Genomic DNA, 20,218 nt, shown 5'->3' with positions numbered 1-20,218 from the left:
TTCGCTGGTCTGTCTTCGTCGATCTCTCGATCGCAGTATCCGGTTTTCAAGGTTCGCCGCGCTGGTCGGGGGCGCCTGCCCCGTCGCTGCGCGGGGATTAACTATACGCACCCCGGCGCCCCGCGGGGGCGGGAATCGGGAGGTTCACGTTTCCTCCACAATGTATAGGAGTTTAGCAACGTTCCTCATCCGCTAGTGCTAGAGGGCATAGTTGGCAATTAGGAGAACCTCCGAGGGTGCGTGAACCCAATAGCTCGCCTGTTCGACGTTCGATGCCGCGCCCCATCCGGCAAACACGAAGGAGACTCCTGCCGCACGCGCCGCCCGGGAATCATGAACGGTGTCGCCCACATAGATGGCCTCCTCCGGCTTTGCCCCGGCGCGCCTCAGGTACTCGAGCAGCGGATCCGGCTCCGGCTTGTGCCGATCGGTGTCCTCGGCGAGAACCATGTTCTCGAAGTAGCCGTCAATGCCAAGCGGAGAAATTACCGCCTCGTATTCGTCACGCCTGCGTGACGAGACGACTCCCATCTTCTTGCCGCTCTTGAGCAGCTCCTCGAGCATCTCGCGCACTCCACAGAAGAGCTTTACCTCGTCAGCATGCTCCCTCGCGAGCTCATCCCACCTCTCCAGGGCCCCTTCGTCGAGGATCCCCAGCTGTGCGAGGGCCTCGTCGCCCGGAATCCCCCGGGTAAACGCGAGGTCCTTGAGATCTTCCTCCTCGCCCGTCCACTCAAAGAGAAGGTCCTGGAGCGCACGCTGCGAGATGTTGTCCGTGTCTGCCAGCGTTCCGTCAACGTCAAAGATCACGTGCTTGAACCCTGCCATGTCAGCCCCCTTCGTTCGAGTTGCCTTGAGGCAAGTCTGCCGAGAAGAAGACCCCTGCACCATATTCATTTGTGCCACTAGGTATCGGATTCACGCCACCTGGCACGATAGGCGGACGGAGTGCTGTCCATGATTGTCCTGAACGTCTGCGAGAACTGCGTGGCGGACGAAAAGCCGCAGGACAGCGCGACCGACTCGATGGTTCTCGACGTATGGGCAAGCAGTCTGCACGACTGCCTCACCCGATACTCGCGAACGTACTGCGCGGGTCCCATGCCAACGTAGTCCCTGAACGAGCGAAAGCAGTCGCGCACGCTCGTGTAACCTGCCGAGGCGATGTCGGCAACCTCGATGGTCTCGGCATAATGCTCGCGCACGAAATCGCGCATCTTCTCAAAACGCAGATCGCGATGAGTCGGATATGAGGCCGGGCCCTCGTCCATGAGCGGGCGGGCCTTCTCGAGGGCAAGCGCCCAGATTTCCGAGAGCAGTGACCGAAGGCGCAGCTCGTATGCGGCACCGTCCTCTGGGCGCAGGCAAAAAGACTCCCTAAAGAGGCTGAGGGCACGCGCGTCCTGCGGCGAATCCGCACTCCAGGAGAGAACCTCAGCCCTGCGCGCCTCGACAAGAGGGCGAATGCAGCGCTCAGTTATCCGACCACCCGCATCTTCAAGCAGTCCCGGCCTAAAGATGTGGCAGAGCTGAACCGTCCCGGAGCCCTCGTCTGTCGCGCGCGTCATGTGATAGACGCCCGCATTTACAAAGCCAGCCGACCCCGTCCCAAAGCTCGTGGCGCCGCGGAGAGTCCGGTACTCCAGCGACCCGCTCTGGACATAGAAAATTTCGACCTCCTGGTGCCAGTGCCAAGGACAGCTGCGATGCGGGTACCTGTCAAGCTCGGCGCACTCGAGGACATATGGCCAAGCGTCGGATATCTCCTCGATGCACTCCTCGTGCCCGCCCCCTCGAAGGGTGATGTGGTCGACGTTCTTCACGGAGGCGTCTTTATATGCCGCGTCGCACGACGTCACACGCTGCGGAGAGCAGCTCGTCTCTGTCCTGCTTCGTCGGAGCCTCCGCGTACACCCGCACCACAGAGCTCGTCCTCGAGGGGCGAACGAGCACCCAGGAGTCATCGGCGAACTGGAGCCTCAGGCCGTCGGCGTGAGAGACCTCGACAGGGCTTCTCCCTGCCAGCTCGCCGGGGTTGAGCCCCGGGAGGACGTTTCTGAACGCCTGGGTCGACGCCGCGTCGAGCCTGAGGTCGCGTCGCGCGTAGCACATCGTTCCCACGGTGCCCTCAAGCTCCTCGGCCATCGTTGACACCGACTTGCCCGAGCGCGCCACCATCTCAACGGCGAGCAGGGCAACGAGCAGGCCGTCCCTCTCGCGCAGATGCGTGGGCACGCAGACGCCCCCGTACTCCTCGACCCCCATGATCACGTCGGCGTCCAGCAGCTCCCTATATATCCTCGAGAACCCGACGGGGACCGACGTGACGCTGCACCCGAGGCGCGAGGCCTCGCGCGCTATGCACGCCGAGCAGGTGAGCGTCGTCACGACGCGCCCGTGAATCCCATGGCCCATCACGAGGTTGCCCAGCAGCATCGGAACCAGCACGCGTGCGGGAAGGAGCCGTCCACGCTCGTCTATGACGGCGGCGCGGTCGGCGTCTCCGTCAAGGGCGATGCCCATGTCGGCCCCCTGCGCCACAACGGCCTGCTCGCAGGCATCAACCCATGGTTCGACCGGGTCGGGGTGGATGCCCCCGAAGTCCTCACGAGGCTCGACGTGCATCTCCACGACGTCGCATCCGAGATCTCTCAGCAGGCGAGCGAGATGCGTGGTGCCCGACCCATACATGGCGTCGACGACCACGCGCGGGGCCCGGCGCTCGATGGCGTCGCCATCCACGACCGAGGCGAGGTCCTCAAGATATGGCCCGACGAGGTCGCACTCCTCGAAGGCTCCGCGCGACTCCGGCGGCGCGAGCGATATCGCCTGCTCCACCTCATCGAGAAAGCGCCTCGAGACGGGTCCCCCGTCCGCCCCGCGAACAAGAAGCCCGCCGTACTCGCACGAGAGCTCGCTCGCCGTGAGCATGACCGCGCCGCATGCCCGCTCGTCGCGCGCGCAGCTCCACCCCACGGCCGCCGTTGGGCACGGAACGTCCGAAACGCGCACGACAAGGCCGTACGAGGAGAGGATCCCCGCCGCGAGCCGCGCGAGCTCACGCGACTCGTGGCGGGTGTCAAAGCCCACGTACGCGGTCGCCCCGGGCATGGGGTCCGACCAGACGAGCCCGAGGCCGTCCGCGACGCGGGCGACGCCCTCGGCGTCGAAGCCGTCCTCGTAGCGCGCCCTCCAGCCGTCGCTCCCGAAGCGGATGATGTCGCCCCTCCTATCCAAGAACCGACGCGCCCTTCTCGCCGAACTCCTCACGGAAGGCGTCGCTGAAGGACGGGTCCTCGAGGGCCATGCGGGCGTTCGTGGCCGCCCAGGCGGCCGGGGTGCCGGTATCGCAGCCCTCCGCGGGGTCGACGACGAGCGCGTACATCTCCTCCTCGGCGAGCAGGCGCTCCATGGCGTCGGTCAGCTGGATCTCATTGCCGGCGCCGGGGCCCTGCGTCGCAAGCAGCTCCATGATGCGCGGGGAAAGCAGATAGCGGCCAACGATGAAGAGGTGCGAGGGCGCATACTCCGGGCGGGGCTTCTCGACGAGCCCCGTGACCTTCCAGACCGCGCCCTCCTGCTCGCCCTCGGCCTCAGTGCCCGGGAGGCACCCCACGCACTCGCCGGCGATGATTCCATAGCGGCTCACCTGGTCGGCGGGCACGGGCGCGACGGCGATGACCGAGGCGCCGCCGTGCTCGCGGGAGACCTCCGCCATGCGGACGCACATCTGGCGGTCGGGAACGAAGTAGTCGCCGAGAAGGACGAAGAACGGGTCGCGGTCAATCTCGTCGGCAGCCTGGAGGACGGCGTGGCCGAGGCCGCGGGCCTCGTCCTGATAGACGAACGAGACGGGAAGCGTCGAGGCCTCGTGGACGCGGGCGGCCTCCGCCGTCTTGCCGCGCTTGCGCAGCATCGACTCGAAGGCGTGGTCGACGGAGAAGTAGGACTCGATCTGGGGCTTCTCGTGAGAGTTGACGATAACCACGCCGTCGACGCCCTCCGGCTCGAGGGCCTCCTCGACCACGTACTGGATGACGGGCTTGTCGAGCACGGGGAGGAGCTCCTTGGGGGTGCACTTGGTCGCGGGGAGGAAGCGCGTTCCGAGGCCGGCGGCGGGGATGATTGCCTTCATGGGGTTTCCCTTCGGTAGGTTCGTTGCCGTGCCGCCCGATGCAGTCCGGCGGCACAAGAAACATACCCCATCGTCCCCCTGACGGAATTTCCTTCTCGGCAAGGGGACAAAGAAGCGCGCCCTCCGCGGGGGGGGGCGCGCGAGCCACACAGTGAGTTCACATGTCTGGAGATGCCGTGCGTCTAGCTCGGGACGTCGATGCCCTGCCGCTCAAGGTAGGAGATGAGCCGCTCCATGGTGTCCTCGGACAGGACGTGCTCCATGAGGCACGCCTCCTGGTCGGCGACCTCGGGGTCGACCCCGAGGTCCGACTCGAGAAACGTCCTGAGCGCCCGATGCGCGCGCCACACGACGGCGGCGTAGCGACGGCCCTTCTCGGTCAGCGTCACGCGACCGTAGCGGTTCTGCGCGACCATGTCCGTCTCCTTGAGCATGGAGAGCGCCTTGTTCACGCTCGCCTTGGAGACTCCCAGCTGCTCGGCAACGTCCACGGAGCGAACGGAGCCGTCCGTCGAGCCCCCCTCGGTGGACAGGCGGTAGATCGCCTCGAGGTAGTCCTCCCCCGCACGGGTGAGGGCGTGATCGCCCTGAACGCCGGTGTTGATCATGTGGTCTCCCGTTTCCTGCGCAGCCGCGGGACCTAGAGGTCGTCGTCCTCGCACTCGATGCTCGCGCGCCGCACGCGCGCGCCCAGCGAGGCGAGCTTCTCGACAAAGCCCTCGTAGCCGCGGTCGATATGATGGATGTCAGAGACGGTGGTGATGCCGTCGGCCACGAGGCCGGCCATGACGAGTGCCGCTCCTCCGCGCAGGTCGGGGGACTTCACCTGCGCCCCTGAGAAGCCGTCGACGCCGTGGACGATCGCATGGTGACCCTCGATCGTGATGTTGGCGCCCATGCGCGAGAGCTCGCTCGCGAGCATGAAGCGGTTCTCGAAGACGTTCTCCGTGATGATGCAGCTCCCCTTGGCGAGGGCGAGCAGGCACATGGTCTGGGCCTGCATGTCCGTGGGAAACCCGGGGAAGGGCAGCGTCTGGATGTCGGTCGGGATGAGCGGGCGGTCGCGCCAGGCGGTGCAGACACGCTGGCCGCACTCGATCTTCACGCCCATCTGCTCGTACTTCCTGAGGACGAGCCCGAGGTGCTTGGGCTCGAACCCGCGTACGGTCACGGGGTCGCCGGTGAGGGCGCCGATGGCCAGGAAGGTCCCGGCCTCGATACGGTCGCCCACGACCTTGTGCGTGACCGGATGGAGCTTGGACACGCCCTCGATCTCGATGACCGGGGAGCCGGCGCCGCTGATCTTGGCGCCCATCTCGTTCAGCAGGTTTGCGAGGTCAACGATCTCGGGCTCGCGGGCAGCGTTGTCGATGGTGGTGACGCCCTCGGCGAAGACCGACGCCATCATGAGGTTCTCGGTGGCGCCGACGCTTGCAAAGGAGAGCGTGACAGTCTCGCCCTTGAGGCCGTGTGGGGCGCTCGCGTGGATGTTGCCGTGGTCGACCTTGAACTCGACCCCGAGTGCCTCGAGGCCAAGGATGTGCATGTCGATCTTGCGCGCGCCGATGTTGCAGCCGCCCGGCATGGCGACGACCGCCTTGCCGAAGCGGGAGAGCAGCGGCCCCAGGACGGCGGTCGAGGCGCGCATCTGGGCGACGAGGTGATACGGCGTCTCCCACGAGTCGACGGTCGAGGTGTCGATCTTGAGCTCGTGCTCGTTCACGACCTCGATCGTGGCGCCGATGTTCTTGAGCACCTTCCCCATGACGTGGACGTCGGCGATGTTGGGCACGTTGGTGAGCGTGGTCACGCCGGGGGCCATGATGGTCGCGGCCATGAGCTTGAGGGCCGAGTTCTTGGCCCCCTCGACGCGCACCTCGCCCGTGACGCGATGCCCACCCTCGATCTGAATGACGTCCATGAGGCCTCCGTGCTAGCGCTGGCCCGAAGCCGAGCCCTTGGTGACTTGCTTGAGCAAAAGGTTACACCACCGGACCTTGCTCTCGTAGTAGGCGCGGCGGTGGTCTCCGTCCTCAACCTGGTCGAGGTGCTCGAGGGCCAGCTCGCGCGTCTCGCGGACCTTGTCCGGGTCGATGTCGTCGACACGACGCGCGTGGTCGGCGAGGATGATGACGCCATCGTTGTCGATCTCTGCATAGCCTCCGGAGACCACGACGTCATATTCGTGGCCGCCGTCGCGCTGAAGGGCGGTGATGCGCACGACGCCGTCGCCGAGCGCCACGATCTCCGCCGCATGCCCCGGCCAGACGCCGAGCTCGCCGGCGTAGGTCACGAGGATGAGGTGGTCGACGGGCCCGTCGAACATGAGCCCGTCGGGCCGCACAAACTGGCAGTTGAGCTCAGCCATGTCGCTCCCTAGCCCTTTGCCCCGTCGGACATCGTGGCCGCCCTCTGGCGGACGTCCTCGATCGTGCCCGCGAAGCGGAACGCCTGCTCGGGCAGGTCGTCGCACTTGCCGTCGACAATCTCGGCGAAGGAGCGCACCGTGTCCTCGACGGTCACGTAGGTGCCGGGGTTGCCGGTGAACTTCTCGGCCACGTGGAAGGACTGCGAGAGGAACTGCTGAATCTTGCGCGCACGAGACACGACGTTCTGCTGCTCCTCGGAGAGCTCGTCCATGCCGAGAATGGCGATGATGTCCTGCAGGTCGGAGTACTCCTGAAGCGTCTCCTGCACCGCCATGGCCACGCGGTAGTGCTCCTCGCCGACAATCGAGGGGTCGAGCGCGGAGCTCGAGCTCGCAAGCGGGTCCACGGCCGGGTAGATGCCGAGGTCGGTGATGGCGCGCGAGAGGACCGTCGTGGCGTCGAGGTGCGTGAAGGTGGTGGCAGGGGCCGGGTCGGTGAGGTCGTCAGCGGGAACGTAGACGGCCTGGACCGAGGTGATCGAGCCCTCCTTGGTGGAGGTGATGCGCTCCTGGAGCTCGCCCATCTCCGTTGCCAGCGTGGGCTGGTAGCCAACGGCGGAGGGCATGCGGCCGAGAAGGGCCGAGACCTCGGAGCCCGCCTGCGAGAAGCGGAAGATGTTGTCGATGAACAGGAGCACGTCCTGGCCCTGGTCGCGGAAGTACTCCGCGGTGGTGAGGCCGGCGAGCGCCACGCGCATGCGCGCTCCGGGCGGCTCGTTCATCTGCCCGTAGACCAGGCAGGTCTTCTCGATGACGCCGGACTCGCTCATCTCGAGGTAGAGGTCGGTGCCCTCGCGGGTGCGCTCGCCGACGCCCGTGAAGACCGAGGTGCCGCCGTGCTGCTGCGCGAGGTTGTTGATGAGCTCCTGGATGAGGACCGTCTTGCCGACGCCCGCGCCGCCGAAGAGGCCCGTCTTGCCGCCGCGGACGTAGGGCTCGAGAAGGTCGATGGCCTTGATGCCGGTCTCGAAGATCTCGGTCTGCGTGGTGAGCTCGTCAAAGGACGGGGCGGGGTGGTGGATCGGATAGTACTGGACGTCGTCGGGCGTTCCCTTGCCGTCGACCGGCTGGCCCATGACGTTCCAGACGCGTCCGAGGGTGGAGGGGCCGACCGGCATCATCATGGGGTGGCCGGTGTCGCGCACCTTGAGGCCGCGCGTGAGGCCGTCGGTCGAGGACATGGCGACGGTGCGGACGACGCCGCCCGGGAGCTGGGACTCGACCTCGAGCACCGTGCTCACGTGGCCGACGGGGGTGTCACCCTCGACGGTGAGCGCGGTGTAGACGCTCGGGACCTGACCCTCGAACTGCACGTCGACGACGGGGCCGACGATGCGGACGACCGTGCCCACGCCGACGGAGCGGTTGAGCTTGTTGTAGGCCGCCTCCTCAAGCGCGGAGCGCGGCTCCAGGTTCTTCTCTGACATCAGTAGTCCTCCAATGCGGACGCGCCGCCGATGATCTCGTTGAGCTCGGTGGTGATGGCGCCCTGGCGCTCACGGTTGTACGTGCGTGCGAGCGAGTCCAGGACCTCCTTGGCGTTGTCGGTCGCAGACTGCATGGCGCGGCGGCGCGCACCATGCTCCGCGGCGGCGGAGTCGAGCAGGGCGTGGAAGATGACCGTCCGGAAGTAGGCGGGCATGAGGTGGCCCAGGACCTCGCTCGGCGAGGGGTCGAACGCGAAGTCGGTGTGCTCGTGCGCCCCCACCTTCGAGAGCGCCTCGCGCTCGCGCGGCTTGTTGGGCATCGTGAGCTGCTCCTTGGAGAGCGGCAGCAGCTGCTCGGTGACCTGGGTCTGCTCCACGCGGTTCTTGGCGTGCCAGTAGTACAGCACCACGCGATCGATTGCCCCGGACGCATAGCCGTCCATGACGTAGGAGGCAATGCGGTCCGCCTGGTCCATGTTCGGCTCAGAGGAGATGCCGACGAACGACATCACGGGGACGATCTTGCGGTACGTGAAGTACTCCGTGGGCTTGCGCCCGCAGGTGATGACCGACGAGGAGACCCCGCGCGCCGCAAGCTCGGCCATCTCGTGCTCGACCGCGCGCTGCTGCACGATGTTGAAGCCACCGGCAAGGCCGCGGTCGGACGCGATGAGGATGAACAGGACGTGCTTCTCGGCGGCGTGCCGCGCCAGAAGCGGCTGCGACGTGTCGAAACCCGCCGCGGCGACGTTGGCGAGCATGCGCGTGATGGCGTCCTTGTAGGGCTCCGCCTCCTCGGCCCTCGTGAGCGCCTTGCGAATCCGCGCGGTGGAGATCATCTCCATCGTTCGGGTGATCTGCATGGTGCTCTGGATCGAGGCGCGGCGCCTCTGTATCTCGCGCAGGTTAGCCATCGGGCACTACTCCTGACCGAGCGAGGGCGCGCCAGCGTGGTCGACCGTCGGCTCGGCGTTCTTCTCGACGTCCTCGCGCACCTTGTTGGGGTGCTCCTTGAGGAACTCCGCCTTGAAGTGGGCGATGTGCGTACGCAGGCGGTTCTGCTGGTCCTCGCCGATCTTTCCGTCGAGCAGCGAGTCGCGCAGGCGCGGGTGGCGCTCTGCCATGTAGCGGGCGAGGCCGTCGCGGAACAGGTTCACGTTGCCGAGGTCGATGTCGTCAAGGAAATCCTCCTTGGCGGCGAAGATGGCGATGATCTGGTCACGCACGTCGAGCGCCGAGTAACGCTGCTGCTTGAGCAGCTCCATCATGTGGGCGCCGTGGTTGAGCTGATACTGCGTCGTGGCGTCGAGGTCGGAGCCGAACTGCGAGAAGGCCTGCTTCTCGCGGTAGGCCGCGAGGTCCAGACGCAGCGTGCCCACGACCTGCTTCATGGCCTTGACCTGCGCGTCGCCACCGACGCGCGACACCGAGATGCCCACGTCGACGGCCGGGCGCTGGCCCTGGAAGAAGAGGTTGGACTGCAGGTAGATCTGACCGTCCGTGATGGAGATCACGTTCGTCGGGATGTAGGCGGAGACGTCGCCCTCCTGCGTCTCGATGATCGGGAGCGCCGTGAGCGAGCCGCCGCCGTTGGCGTCGGAGAGCTTGCAGGCACGCTCGAGCAGGCGAGAGTGCAGATAGAAGATGTCGCCGGGATAGGCCTCGCGTCCGGGCGGACGATGCAGCGTCAGCGACATCTGACGATATGCCACCGCCTGCTTGGAGAGGTCGTCATAGACCACGAGGACGTGGCCGCCGGGGTGCTCGGCATCGGCAGGGTTGCCGTGCTCGTCGTTGTACATGAAGTACTCGCCGATCGCGGCGCCCGCCATGGGGGCGATGTACTGCATCGGCGCGGAGTCGGCGGCGGTGGCGGCCACGATGACCGTCTTGTCCAGGACGCCGCGCTGCGAGAGGGACTCGCGAATCGTGGCGACCGTGGAGGCCTTCTGGCCGATGGCCACATAGATGCAGATCATGTCGGTCTTGCGCTGGTTGACGATGGCGTCGATGGCGATTGCCGTCTTGCCCGTCTTGCGGTCGCCGATGATGAGCTCTCGCTGGCCACGCCCGATGGGCACCATCGCGTCGACGGCGAGAAGGCCCGTCTGGACGGGCTCGCACACCGGCTGGCGCTCCATGATGCCGGGGGCCTTGAACTCGATGGGGCGGCGATGCGTGGTGTTGATGGGGCCGAGGCCGTCGATCGGCTGGCCGAGGGGGTTCACTACGCGGCCGAGCATGGCATGTCCGACCGGGATATCCATGACGCGGCCGGTGGTACGGCACTCGTCGCCCTCCTTGATGTCCTCGACATCGCCGAAGAGGACGGCACCGACCTCGTCGCGGTCGAGGTTCTGGGCGAGGCCGTAGACGTCGCGCCCGGTGAGAGAGCTCGTGAACTGGAGAAGCTCACCGGCCATGGCGGTCTTGAGGCCCGAGACGTGCGCGATGCCGTCTCCGACCTCGGTCACGACGGAGGCCTCCTGCCTGTCCACCGTGGCGCTGATGGCCGCGAGCTCCTTGCGGAGCGTGTCCATGATCTTCTGCGAGCTGATGGAGTCCGTCACTTCTCCTCACCTCCAATGAACGAAGAGGAAAGCGTCTTTCTGATGTTTGCGAGCTGGGCGCGGACCGAGGCGTCGTAGCGCTTGCCACGCACCTCGAGCATGATGCCGCCGATGATGGCGGGGTCCACGCGCTCGACGAGGTAAACCGGGGCGTCGAGGTCATGCTCGGCCTTCTCGCGCACCTTGGCGCGAAGCGCCTCGTCCATGGGGACGGCGGTGGTGACCGTCACCGAGACCGTGCGGTCCTCGGCGTCGAGCAGCTCCTTGTACTGCTTGGCCACCTCCGCCACGAGGTCGAGGTCGTCCTCGCGCTGCATGGCGGCAAGGGTCTCCAGGACCTCGGGCGAGAACTTCCTCGCATGCTGCCACTGGACGAGGTCCGCGTTGGCGCGACCCTCGGAGCGGGCCGCCTCGATGAGGGCCCGGGTGTATGCCTCGACCCTATCGGCGTCGGAGCGCTTAGTTGCCATTTGAGGTGCCCACTTCCGCGAGGTACTTCTCGGCAAGGCGACGCTGCTGCTCGTCGGTGAGGTCGTTGCCGATGATCTTGCTCGCAATCTCCACGGAGAGGTCCACCACGGAGCCTGAGAGCTCGATCATGGCCTTGTGACGCTCGGAGTCCACGGCGCCATGCGCCTTGGCGATGATGTCGACGGCCTCCTTCTGGGCCTTGGCGAGGATGCGCGAGCGCTCCTCCTCGGCCTCCTTCTTCGCCTTGGCGACGATGGCCTCGGCCTCGCGATGGGCCTCGACGATCTTCTCGTCATAGGCGCGGGCCTGCTCGGCGGCCTCGACCTTGGAGCGCTCGGCGGCGTCGAGGTCGGACTGGATCTTCTCCTGGCGCTTCTCCATCATCTGGAGCACCTGCGGCCAGACGAGCTTGGCGAGGACGGCCCAGATGATGAGGAAGGCGATGAGGGCCGGGACGAACTCGGCCACCTTGGGGATGAGGATGTCGGCGCCGACCGCGGACTCCTCTGCGAGCGCCACCGTCGGCATCGTCGTCAGCGCGAGGGCGAGGCCCCCGGAGACGGCCGCGGCCGAGGCGGCTCTGTGTGCGGTGTTCTTCATGCGTGCCTCCAACTCGCTCGTACGACAGCCCTTACTTGACGATGAGGCTGACGACGAAGCCGATGAGGGCGAGGGCCTCGACGAAGGCGGAGCCCAGAATGAAGACCGTGAACAGACGGCCCTGAACCTCGGGCTGACGAGCCATGCCCTGCGCGACGCCGTAGGCGGCAAGACCGATGCCGAGACCCGCGCCGATGACGCCGAGACCATAACCGATTACACCGAGAGCACCCACTGTTCCTCCTTTGACATTCGCCCGTTCAGATTGGTGTTTGGGCGAGTTTCAAACCAACGTGCTATGAACTGCGGGCAGGGCCCGCGAGTTGCCATGTTTCCGCCTACTCCTCGTCGGACTCCGCGATCTGCACGTAGACGGCGGAGAGCAGCGCAAAGACGTACGCCTGGACGCACGCGACGATGATCTCGACCGCGTAGATGACGAGCAGGATGCCGATCCAGAGAATCGACGCGCCCGCCTGCAGCGCGGTAGCGGCGGAGAACGCCTGGATCATGGGCTCGAAGAACAGGGCCGCCAGAATGGCGAAGGTGCCCATGACCACGTGGCCAGCGAAGAGGTTGCAGAAGAGTCGGACGGCGAGCGTCACGAGGCGCAGGATCGTGGAGAAGACCTCGATGAGCCAGACGAGGGCGTTCAGCGGGAACGAGACGCCCGCCGGCGCGAGGCTCTTGACGTAGCCGAAGGCGCCCTTCTTCTTGATGCCGCACACGATGAAGTAGACGAACGAGCAGAGCGCGAGCGCGGCGGTGGTGGAGATGGTGCCGGTGCCCGGCTTGCAGCCCGGGATGATGCCCACGATGTTGTTGGCGAGAATCACCATGAAGATCGAGGCGATGAACGGGAAGTGCTTCTTCCAGGTGTCCCCGAGCAGTCCCTTGCACATGTCGTCGCGCACGAACTCGACGACATACTCGACGCCGTTCACGAAGGCGCCCTGCGGGACGAGGCTCTGAGACTGCTTCTTCTTGAAGACGAGAAGCACCACCAGCAGCAAGATGATGGCGACCGCGAACCAGAACGTGTACTGGGTGAGGCCCGCGCTGTCGAGTTGGCCGACGATCGTCTGGGACGTGAAGCTCTTGACGAGCTCGCTTACCTCATCGCCCAGGCTGTCCAGAGGATTGCCCACGCTCATCCTTCCCTTCTATGCGGGGAACGGCCGTTGGCCGCCCTCCAGGCGCGAATCGCCTCGACCGCCCAAAAGAGCAGGAACGAGCCGACCAGCGCACAACCGAACTCCAAGAAGCCCCCGTTCGCGGCAGCATACACCACAAGCAGGACGACGGTAAGGGTGAGAAACGACATGCTTACCGCCGCGAGGCCGGCGGCGAGCGACACCCCCTGACCTCCCCTCAGAGCCCGCTCGAACAGCACCGCAGGCGCGACGCACCCCAGAAGACCGAAGAGCGCGCCGGAGGCGATGGCGACCTGAGGTTCCAAGCGCGCGCCTCCCGTCCGAGCGAATTAAGGACATTGGAAGTCTAGCGCGACCGCGAAATAGGTCAAGCTGGCCCCCTCCCGCCCCCGATTCGTCACAATCGTGAAGAGTTCTTCTCGCCGGTTCTTCTCGCCCGTTCTTCTCGCCAGCCCCGCTCGGCGCGGCCCGAGCGACGCCCGGGAGTTGTCAAAAGCGGGGTCGCGGCAAAATCGCGTCGCTCGACGTTGCAGAAATGCGGGTCTTGGCAGTCGCGGAATCTCGGCAACTGGGGAGATGTCATCGCCTGTTGTGAAAAGCGGACCTATGGCAGCCGAGCTGCTGCCATAGGCCCGAATCTCACAACGCAAATCCGCGGCCAGCTGCCACGACCGCACTTTCCAAAACGCGCGGGGCGAGAAGGACGGCGCGCCGCACGCCCTACTTGGTGCCGTAGATGCGGTCGCCCGCGTCGCCGAGGCCCGGCAGGATGTAGGCGTGGTCGTTGAGCTGGCGATCGAGCGCACAGGTGTAGAGGCGCACGTCCGGGTCGAAGTCCAGCGTCGCGCGCACGCCCTCGGGCGCGGAGACGAGCGTCAGGCAGCGGATGTCCTTGACGCCGGCCTCGCGGAGGAACTGGATGGCCGCCGTGAGCGAGCCGCCGGTGGCGAGCATGGGGTCGACGACGAGGCAGATGCGGTTCTCGATGTCGGGCGGGAACTTGCAGTAGTACTGATGCGGGACGTGCGTCTCGGGGTCGCGGTACATGCCCACGTGGCCCACGCGCGCGGAGGGGACGAGCTGGAGCAGGCCGTCCACCATGCCGAGGCCGGCGCGCAGGATCGGGATGATGGCGACCTTCTTGCCGGAGAGCCGGCGGCACGTGGTGACCTCGAGCGGCGTCTCCACCTCGACGTCCTCGAGCGGGAAGTCGCGCATGGCCTCATAGCCCTCGAAGATCGCAAGCTCGTTCACGAGCTCGCGGAACTGCTTGGTGGGCGTGTCCTTGTCGCGCAGGATGGAGAGCTTGTGCTGCACGAGCGGGTGGTCGATGACGGTGAAGCGTGCCGGGTCGAACTCCTCTGCCATGGATTCTCCTTCGTTGTCTAGTTGCCTATTTGGGGACAGGCCCATTTTAGGCAAGTGTTCATACCTGCAAACTTGCCTAAAAGGGGCCTGTCCCCAAATAGGCAACTGGACGAGCGGCTAGCCGAGCTCGGGGTAGAGCGGATGCTCGGCGAGCAGCTCGCGAACCTCCATGCTGATGCGGTCCATGAGCTCGTCGTTGCCGTGGCCCGAGACGACGTCACCGATGAGCTCGCCCACGCGCTCGCACTCCTGCTCACTGAAGCCTCGGGTGGTGACGGCGGCAGAGCCCACGCGGATGCCGCTCGTGACGAAGGGCGAGCGCTTCTCGCCGGGGATGGTGTTCTTGTTGACCGTGATGCCCACCGAGTCGAGCAGCCCCTCGGCGTCCTTGCCCGTGACGTCCCCCGCCGGGGTGAGGTCGACGAGCAGGAGGTGGTTGTCGGTTCCGCCGGAGACGAGGCGCAGCCCGCGGGACTCCATGCCGCGCCCGAGCGCCTTGGCGTTGGCGAGGATGGCATCGGTGTAGGCAGCGAAGTCCGGCGAGAGCGCCTCGCCGAAGGCGACGGCCTTGCCGGCGATGACGTGCTCGAGCGGGCCGCCCTGGCTTCCGGGGAAGACCGCGGAGTTGAGCTTCTTGGCAAGGTCGGCGTCGTTTGCCAGGATGAGGCCGCCGCGCGGTCCGCGCAGGGTCTTGTGGGTGGTGGAGGTGGTGACGTCAGCGTAGGGCACGGGGCTGGGATGGCGGCCCGTGGCCACGAGGCCGGCGATGTGCGCCATGTCGACCATGAGGGACGCGCCCACGCCGTGCGCGATCTGGGCGAAGCGCTCGAAGTCGATGGTGCGCGGGTAGGCCGAGGCACCGGCGATGATCACCTTGGGGCGGTGCTTCTCGGCGAGCTCCGCCACGACGTCATAGTCGATGCGCTCCGTCTGGGGATCAACCCCATAGGAGACGATGTTGTAGAGCTTGCCGGAGAAGTTGGCAGGCGAGCCGTGCGTGAGGTGGCCGCCGTTGTCGAGCGCCATGCCCATGACGGTGTCGCCGGGAGTCGCCAGCGCCGCGAGGGCGGCGTAGTTTGCCTGGGCGCCCGAGTGCGGCTGCACGTTGGCAAAGCCCGCGCCAAAGAGCTTGCAGACGCGGTCGCGCGCGAGGTTCTCCGCACGATCGACAGCCCAGCAGCCGCCGTAGTAGCGCTTGCCCGGCAGGCCCTCGGCGTACTTGTTGGTGAGGGGCGACCCCACGGCCTCCATGACGGCCAGGGAAACGAAGTTCTCCGACGCGATGAGCTCCACGGACGAGCGCTGGCGACGCAGCTCGTCCTCGACCGTGGAGAAGACCTCGGGATCGGACGCTCTCAGGTGCTCGCAGAACATGGGACCTCCTCTGGTTGGGAGCCGCCCCGAGCGCCATCACGCGCCCCGCGCGGCCCGGCTCGCCGATCCGCAGGGCGCCCCTGCGGCGTGCGCAGGATATAGCGTAGCACGATGACGCGGGGTCTCCGTGAGCGCCGTGTTACGCCTCGCGAACGGCGAGAAGGACCTCGTCGCGCGTGAGGGCGCCCTCCCTCAGCACGCACGGCTCGGGGCGCGTGGCGTCCACGATCGTCGAGGCCACGCCCACCGGGGCCTCGCCGCCATCGAGGGTGAGGTCCGCCGCGTCCACGATCTGGGGCTCGACGGAGCTTCCGCTCGTGGCCGAGGGGGCGCCGTGCGTGTTGGCGCTCGTCTGGGCGAGCGGCGCGCCGAGGGCGCGGACGACGGCCCGGTCGAGCGCGGAGCCGGGAACGCGCAGGGCGATCGTGGCGCCGCCCTCGGAGGGCTGCGCGTACTCCGGCGGCACCTCGTCGGAGGCGCGCACGACGACCGTGAGCGCGCCCGGCCAGTAGCGCTCGGCAAGTCGCATGGCCCACGCCGGGACATCCCTGCCGTAGCGCGTGAGGTCGGAGGCCTCGGCGATGAACCACGGCAGGGTCTGGGCGCGGTCGCGGCGCTTGATGTCGAAGATGCGCCCGTGGGCGGGGTTGCCCGGCGTCGCGGCGCAGCAGATGCCATAGACCGAGTCCGTGGGGAGCACGGCCACGCCGCCCTCCCTCAGGACGTCGACGACGCGGGCGACGGCACCCTCGTCCGGGGCCTGCTGGTCAACCGAAAGAACGCGTCCCATCTTATTCCTCCCGTATGGCCACGAGCACGCGCGGACGATGCGTGAGGTCCTCCCGGACCTCGATCGAGGACCAGCCGCCCTGGGCGCGCGCGAGGGCGGCGGCATCCCCCAGGGAGCCCTCGAAGAGCTCGACCGCGAGCATGCCTTCGGGCGCGAGGGCGCGAGGGGCGAGGTCGAGCAGGCGACGGAAGACGTCGAGCCCATCATCGCCGCCGTCGAGCGCGAGCTCGGGCTCGTAGTCCGCCACCTCGGCGGGGACCTCCTCGCGCAGCACGGCGGTGGGGATATAGGGCGGGTTTGAGACAAGTACCGAGAAGGACCCCATGAGCTCGGGGTCAACCCCCTCCGCAAGGTCCGTCTGGACGATGTCCACCGCGTCCTCGAGGCCAAGCACCTCGCGGTTGCGGGAGGCGAGCTCGACCGCACGCTCGGAGAGGTCGGTCGCGGTGACGTGCGTTCCCGGGCGCTCCGAGGCAATGGAGAGCGCGATGCAGCCCGTGCCCGTGCCGACCTCGAGCACGCGGACGGGATCGCCCGCCGGCTCGTCCTTCTCGCCGTCCGGGCGCTTCTCGTCCTTCTCGCCTTCCGCGTCCTTCTCGTCCTTCTCGCCTTCCGCGTCCTTCTCGTCCTTCTCGCCTTCCACGTCCTTCTCGTCCTTCTCGCCTTCCGGGCGCTTCTCGTCCTTCTCGCCTCGACGCGCGAGGGCCGCGTCCACGCCCTCGAGGGCGGCGTCCACGAGGACCTCCGTCTCGGGGCGCGGGATGAGCACGCCGCGCTCGCACTTGAGGACGATGTGGCGGAAGGGCATCTCGCCGGTCACGTACTGCAGGGGCTCCCCCACCGCGCGCCGCTCGATCGCCGTGTGCATGGCGGCGAGCTCGTCGGCCTCCAGCGGCTTGTCGTAGTTGACGTAGAGCTCCACGCGTGAGAGCCCAGTGACGTTAGCGAGCAGCCACTCCGCCGAGAGGCGCGGGTGCTCGTCACCCTTGCGCTCGAGGTATCCGCTCGTCCAGTCGAGTATGCGCTTGATGGTCCAGGGCTCGCCGTGTGGCATCGTGCTCCCTTCGCTCGCGAGGCGTCACTGCATCATAGCGCGGGTGGGACGCCATGGGGCGGGAGGGTCGCGGATGCTGCCGCGAAAACGTCGAGAGGGCCCCGCGCGACAGGCGTGCGGGGGTTTGCGACAGGCGGCCTGGGCGAGGTGTCGCCTCGGCCCCGCACGGTGCCTGTGCGGGGGCTTCGCGACGAAATGCCGCCAGAAAGTGTCGCATTGGCTCCGCGCAGCCTCTGTGCGGGGGTTTCACGACGGACGGGGCGGGCGAGATGTCGCCTCGGCCCCGCGCAGCCGCCGTGCGGGGGCTTCGCGACGGACGGACCGGGCGAGGTGTCGCCTCGGCCCCGCACAAGCGCCGCGCGGGGCCGAGGCGACAGGTCGGAGCCCATCAGGCCCCGAGAGACGCCCCGAGGGAGACGAGGGCGAGCGCCCGGCGAACCGCCAGCCGATAGAGCTCCTCCGCATGCTCGAGCGCGTGCGCGAGCCCCAGATCGGGATCGACCGCTGTGGGAACGACCGCCGCAAGCCCGGGCAGCTCAGGGGCCTCGAGGTCGAGAGCGCCCGTGATGGCGACGCACGGGACCCCCGCGCGGGCGCACGCTCGGGCGACCCCGGCGACCACCTTGCCGCGGATGCTCTGCGCGTCGAGCCGCCCCTCACCCGTGATGCAGAGGTCGGCCGTGGCGAGCCTGTCCCCAAGCCCGACGAGCGAGGCCACCTGCTCGACGCCGGGGACGAGCGCCGCGCCGAAAAACGCCACGCAGCACGCCCCGATGCCACCCGCCGCGCCGCTGCCGGGAATGCCCTCGACGTCGATTCCGAGCTGGTCTCTGATGGCCGCGGCAAAGCGACGCATGCCCGCGTCGATCCGGGCGACGTCCTCCGGGCTCGCGCCCTTCTGGGGCCCGTACACCGCGGTGGCCCCGTCCGGCCCCGTCAGGGGGTTGTCGACGTCGCACATGACGCGAAACTCCGTCTGGCCTACGCGCTCGTCCAGACCCGAGAGGTCGATGCGGGAGATGCTCCCCAGCTCGTCGCCCGTCCCCTGGAGCTCATCGCCCGCGACGTCAAGAAAGCGGGCGCCCAGGGCGCGCAGGACCCCCGTTCCGCAGTCGTTGGTGGCGCTTCCGCCGAGGGCGAGCGTGATGCTGCGGCACCCCTGGTCAAGGGCGTCGAGGATGAGCTGGCCCGTCCCGAAGCTCGTGGTCCGCCCGGCGCGGCGCTCCTCGGGGGCGAGCAGCGGAAGGCCCGACGCCGCAGCGACCTCCACGACGGCCCTGCCCGATCCGAGCAGGGCATACGATGCGCGCACGGGCCGCCCGAGGGGATCGAGCGCGTCGACCTCCCGGAGCCTGCCCCCGCAGGCGGAGGCGAGCACCTCGGACGTGCCCTCCCCGCCGTCCGCCATGGGGACGGCGACCACCTCGGCCCCCGGGATGACGCCCGGGGCCTCCTCGGCGACGAGGCGGGCGATCCTGACGGACGAGAGCGTGCCCTTGAACGAGTCGGACGCCACGACGATGCGCACGGTCCCCCCCTTGCTCCATGTGCGGTCAGAGCGGTGCCGCACCCGATGGCAGGACGCCCCGCCGCCCATCAGGGCCGCGGGGCGTCCGGGCGTACCCGACTGAGATCAGACCGCCTGGGCGAGCTTCTCCGCGCGCTCGGCAGCGGCGAGCGCCTCGATGACGCCCGACAGCGCGTCGCCGAGAAGGACGCCGTTGTAGGTGCTGTTGAAGCCGATGCGGTGGTCGGTCACGCGGTCCTGCGGCTGGTTGTAGGTGCGGATCTTCTCGGAGCGGTTGCCGTGGCCGATCTGCGAGAGACGCGCGGCGCCCTGCTCGGCCTGCTGCTTCTCCAGCTCCATCTCGTAGAGGCGGGCGCGCAGCATCTGCATGCAGACCTCGCGGTTCTGAATCTGCGAGCGCTGGTCCTGGGACTGCACCACGGTGTTGGTGGGCAGGTGGGTGATGCGCACCGCCGAGTAGGTGGTGTTGACGCACTGGCCGCCGGGGCCGGACGCGCAGTAGGTGTCGATGCGCAGGTCGGACTGATCGATCTGGATGTCGATCTCGTCGGCCTCGGGCAGCACCGCAACGGTGGCCGTGGAGGTCTGGATGCGACCCTGGCTCTCGGTCTTGGGCACGCGCTGGACGCGGTGGACGCCGGACTCGTACTTCATGACGGAGTAGACCTTCTCGCCCGTGACCTTGAACTCGATGGTCTTGAAGCCGCCGGCCTCGCTCGGGCTGGACGAGAGGATCTGGATCTTCCACCCGCGGCTCTCGCAGAAGCGCTGGTACATCTTGAAGAGGTCTCCGGCGAAGATGGCGGCCTCGTCGCCGCCCACGCCGCCGCGAATCTCCACGATCGTGTCCTTCTCGTCGTTGGGGTCGGCCGGGATGAGCAGGAACTTGATCTCGTCCTCGAGCTCGGGGAGCTTGGCCTCGTTGGCGGAGATGTCCTCCTGGAGCATGGCCTTCTCGTCGGCATCGGCCTCGTGGAGCATCTCCTTGGCGGCCTCGATGTCGTCGAGCGCGCCGAGGTACTCGCGGGCGCGGGCCACGAGCTCGGCCTGGCTCGCGTGCTCCTTGGCCAGGCGCGCGTACTCCTTGGGGTCGGAGACCACGGCCGGGTCCATGAGCTTCTGCTCGAGCTCCTCGTAGGCCTGGATGATCTTGGTGAGCTTGTCTCGCATTTCTTCTCCTCGTGGGGGCTTGGTGTCTTGGCATGCGCGATGGGGGGTCTCCCCCTTCCCAGCCGCTAGAGCATGTCGAATCTCGCGTACACAGGCCCTCCCCCGCACGTGTCTTTAACCGTCTTATCATACCCCGAGCCGCCGGTATG

The 20,218-nt window shown here is 67.5% G+C and carries 21 protein-coding genes; all 21 read right to left on the bottom strand.

Annotated elements, in window-relative coordinates:
• Positions 1–198 precede the first annotated feature (198 nt).
• Positions 199–828 carry an HAD family hydrolase gene (locus tag ACULPM_RS09570; protein ID WP_445332088.1) on the bottom strand — a complete coding sequence of 210 codons (630 nt, stop codon included), beginning with the start codon at positions 826–828 and terminating at the stop codon, positions 199–201.
• Between the two features lie 77 nt (positions 829–905).
• The gene (locus tag ACULPM_RS09565; protein WP_445332087.1) at positions 906–1,823 is read right to left on the bottom strand and encodes a helix-turn-helix domain-containing protein; all 918 of its coding nucleotides are present in this window, start codon (positions 1,821–1,823) and stop codon (positions 906–908) included.
• 10 nt (positions 1,824–1,833) lie between these two features.
• The gene (locus ACULPM_RS09560; RefSeq protein WP_445332086.1) at positions 1,834–3,237 is read right to left on the bottom strand and encodes a phosphoglucomutase; all 1,404 of its coding nucleotides are present in this window, start codon (positions 3,235–3,237) and stop codon (positions 1,834–1,836) included.
• The gene (locus ACULPM_RS09555; RefSeq protein ID WP_445332085.1) at positions 3,230–4,135 is read right to left on the bottom strand and encodes a UTP--glucose-1-phosphate uridylyltransferase; all 906 of its coding nucleotides are present in this window, start codon (positions 4,133–4,135) and stop codon (positions 3,230–3,232) included. Before ACULPM_RS09555 ends, ACULPM_RS09560 begins: the two co-directional genes overlap by 8 nt.
• Positions 4,136–4,317: 182 nt before the next feature.
• Positions 4,318–4,743, bottom strand: a complete 426-nt coding sequence (locus ACULPM_RS09550) for a metal-dependent transcriptional regulator (RefSeq protein ID WP_167930804.1) — start codon at positions 4,741–4,743, stop codon at positions 4,318–4,320.
• 32 nt (positions 4,744–4,775) lie between these two features.
• Positions 4,776–6,056 carry a UDP-N-acetylglucosamine 1-carboxyvinyltransferase gene (gene murA / locus ACULPM_RS09545; protein ID WP_445332084.1) on the bottom strand — a complete coding sequence of 427 codons (1,281 nt, stop codon included), beginning with the start codon at positions 6,054–6,056 and terminating at the stop codon, positions 4,776–4,778.
• 12 nt (positions 6,057–6,068) lie between these two features.
• The gene (atpC, locus tag ACULPM_RS09540; RefSeq protein ID WP_167930802.1) at positions 6,069–6,503 is read right to left on the bottom strand and encodes an ATP synthase F1 subunit epsilon; all 435 of its coding nucleotides are present in this window, start codon (positions 6,501–6,503) and stop codon (positions 6,069–6,071) included.
• 8 nt (positions 6,504–6,511) lie between these two features.
• Positions 6,512–7,990 (bottom strand): F0F1 ATP synthase subunit beta, encoded by a 1,479-nt coding sequence (atpD, locus tag ACULPM_RS09535; protein ID WP_445332083.1) that lies wholly within the window; start codon positions 7,988–7,990, stop codon positions 6,512–6,514.
• A complete protein-coding gene (gene atpG, locus ACULPM_RS09530) occupies positions 7,990–8,904 on the bottom strand; it encodes an ATP synthase F1 subunit gamma (RefSeq protein WP_167930801.1) in 915 nt (304 codons plus the stop codon). Before atpG ends, atpD begins: the two co-directional genes overlap by 1 nt.
• A gap of 6 nt (positions 8,905–8,910) precedes the next feature.
• Positions 8,911–10,560: a F0F1 ATP synthase subunit alpha gene (gene atpA, locus ACULPM_RS09525; RefSeq protein ID WP_167930800.1), complete on the bottom strand. Its 1,650-nt coding sequence runs from the start codon at positions 10,558–10,560 to the stop codon at positions 8,911–8,913.
• The gene (locus ACULPM_RS09520) at positions 10,557–11,030 is read right to left on the bottom strand and encodes a F0F1 ATP synthase subunit delta (protein ID WP_167930799.1); all 474 of its coding nucleotides are present in this window, start codon (positions 11,028–11,030) and stop codon (positions 10,557–10,559) included. Before ACULPM_RS09520 ends, atpA begins: the two co-directional genes overlap by 4 nt.
• Positions 11,020–11,631, bottom strand: coding sequence for a F0F1 ATP synthase subunit B (atpF, locus tag ACULPM_RS09515; RefSeq protein WP_167930798.1), 612 nt, complete (start codon positions 11,629–11,631; stop codon positions 11,020–11,022). The genes ACULPM_RS09520 and atpF overlap by 11 nt, the downstream gene beginning before the upstream one ends.
• A 31-nt stretch (positions 11,632–11,662) precedes the next feature.
• Positions 11,663–11,866 (bottom strand): ATP synthase F0 subunit C, encoded by a 204-nt coding sequence (atpE, locus tag ACULPM_RS09510; RefSeq protein ID WP_194371512.1) that lies wholly within the window; start codon positions 11,864–11,866, stop codon positions 11,663–11,665.
• A 103-nt stretch (positions 11,867–11,969) separates the two neighbouring features.
• Positions 11,970–12,779, bottom strand: a complete 810-nt coding sequence (atpB, locus tag ACULPM_RS09505; protein ID WP_445332082.1) for a F0F1 ATP synthase subunit A — start codon at positions 12,777–12,779, stop codon at positions 11,970–11,972.
• A gap of 2 nt (positions 12,780–12,781) precedes the next feature.
• A complete protein-coding gene (locus tag ACULPM_RS09500; protein WP_445332081.1) occupies positions 12,782–13,090 on the bottom strand; it encodes a hypothetical protein in 309 nt (102 codons plus the stop codon).
• Between the two features lie 415 nt (positions 13,091–13,505).
• Positions 13,506–14,153: a uracil phosphoribosyltransferase gene (gene upp, locus ACULPM_RS09495; RefSeq protein WP_167930795.1), complete on the bottom strand. Its 648-nt coding sequence runs from the start codon at positions 14,151–14,153 to the stop codon at positions 13,506–13,508.
• A gap of 117 nt (positions 14,154–14,270) precedes the next feature.
• Entirely contained in the window at positions 14,271–15,527 is a 1,257-nt protein-coding gene (gene glyA, locus ACULPM_RS09490; RefSeq protein ID WP_167930794.1) for a serine hydroxymethyltransferase, read from the bottom strand.
• Positions 15,528–15,666: 139 nt separating this feature from the next.
• Entirely contained in the window at positions 15,667–16,317 is a 651-nt protein-coding gene (locus ACULPM_RS09485) for an L-threonylcarbamoyladenylate synthase (protein ID WP_445332080.1), read from the bottom strand.
• A 1-nt stretch (position 16,318) separates the two neighbouring features.
• Complete coding sequence (locus tag ACULPM_RS09480) at positions 16,319–17,371, bottom strand: N5-glutamine methyltransferase family protein (RefSeq protein WP_445332079.1); 1,053 nt, start codon at positions 17,369–17,371, stop codon at positions 16,319–16,321.
• Between the two features lie 388 nt (positions 17,372–17,759).
• On the bottom strand, positions 17,760–18,899 hold the full coding sequence (locus ACULPM_RS09475) for a glycerate kinase (protein WP_445332078.1): 1,140 nt from the start codon (positions 18,897–18,899) through the stop codon (positions 17,760–17,762).
• 105 nt (positions 18,900–19,004) lie between these two features.
• Complete coding sequence (prfA, locus tag ACULPM_RS09470) at positions 19,005–20,069, bottom strand: peptide chain release factor 1 (protein WP_445332077.1); 1,065 nt, start codon at positions 20,067–20,069, stop codon at positions 19,005–19,007.
• Positions 20,070–20,218 lie beyond the last annotated feature (149 nt).

This window comes from Thermophilibacter sp. ZX-H3 (genome assembly GCF_052599055.1).
The sequence above is the reverse complement of the archived record's forward strand: the minus strand, read 5'-3'. Positions and strand labels throughout refer to the sequence as shown.

Excerpts from the sequence above, each read along its gene's own strand:
- atpC (WP_167930802.1), bottom strand. The coding sequence starts at position 6,503 with ATGGCTGAGCTCAACTGCCAGTTTGTGCGGCCCGACGGGCTCATGTTC.
- atpG (WP_167930801.1), bottom strand. The coding sequence starts at position 8,904 with ATGGCTAACCTGCGCGAGATACAGAGGCGCCGCGCCTCGATCCAGAGC.
- ACULPM_RS09485 (WP_445332080.1), bottom strand. The coding sequence starts at position 16,317 with ATGGGACGCGTTCTTTCGGTTGACCAGCAGGCCCCGGACGAGGGTGCC.
- ACULPM_RS09550 (WP_167930804.1), bottom strand. The coding sequence starts at position 4,743 with ATGATCAACACCGGCGTTCAGGGCGATCACGCCCTCACCCGTGCGGGG.
- upp (WP_167930795.1), bottom strand. The coding sequence starts at position 14,153 with ATGGCAGAGGAGTTCGACCCGGCACGCTTCACCGTCATCGACCACCCG.
- glyA (WP_167930794.1), bottom strand. The coding sequence starts at position 15,527 with ATGTTCTGCGAGCACCTGAGAGCGTCCGATCCCGAGGTCTTCTCCACG.
- atpF (WP_167930798.1), bottom strand. The coding sequence starts at position 11,631 with ATGAAGAACACCGCACACAGAGCCGCCTCGGCCGCGGCCGTCTCCGGG.
- murA (WP_445332084.1), bottom strand. The coding sequence starts at position 6,056 with ATGGACGTCATTCAGATCGAGGGTGGGCATCGCGTCACGGGCGAGGTG.
- prfA (WP_445332077.1), bottom strand. The coding sequence starts at position 20,069 with ATGCGAGACAAGCTCACCAAGATCATCCAGGCCTACGAGGAGCTCGAG.
- ACULPM_RS09555 (WP_445332085.1), bottom strand. The coding sequence starts at position 4,135 with ATGAAGGCAATCATCCCCGCCGCCGGCCTCGGAACGCGCTTCCTCCCC.
- atpD (WP_445332083.1), bottom strand. The coding sequence starts at position 7,990 with ATGTCAGAGAAGAACCTGGAGCCGCGCTCCGCGCTTGAGGAGGCGGCC.
- ACULPM_RS09520 (WP_167930799.1), bottom strand. The coding sequence starts at position 11,030 with ATGGCAACTAAGCGCTCCGACGCCGATAGGGTCGAGGCATACACCCGG.
- ACULPM_RS09570 (WP_445332088.1), bottom strand. The coding sequence starts at position 828 with ATGGCAGGGTTCAAGCACGTGATCTTTGACGTTGACGGAACGCTGGCA.
- ACULPM_RS09480 (WP_445332079.1), bottom strand. The coding sequence starts at position 17,371 with ATGCCACACGGCGAGCCCTGGACCATCAAGCGCATACTCGACTGGACG.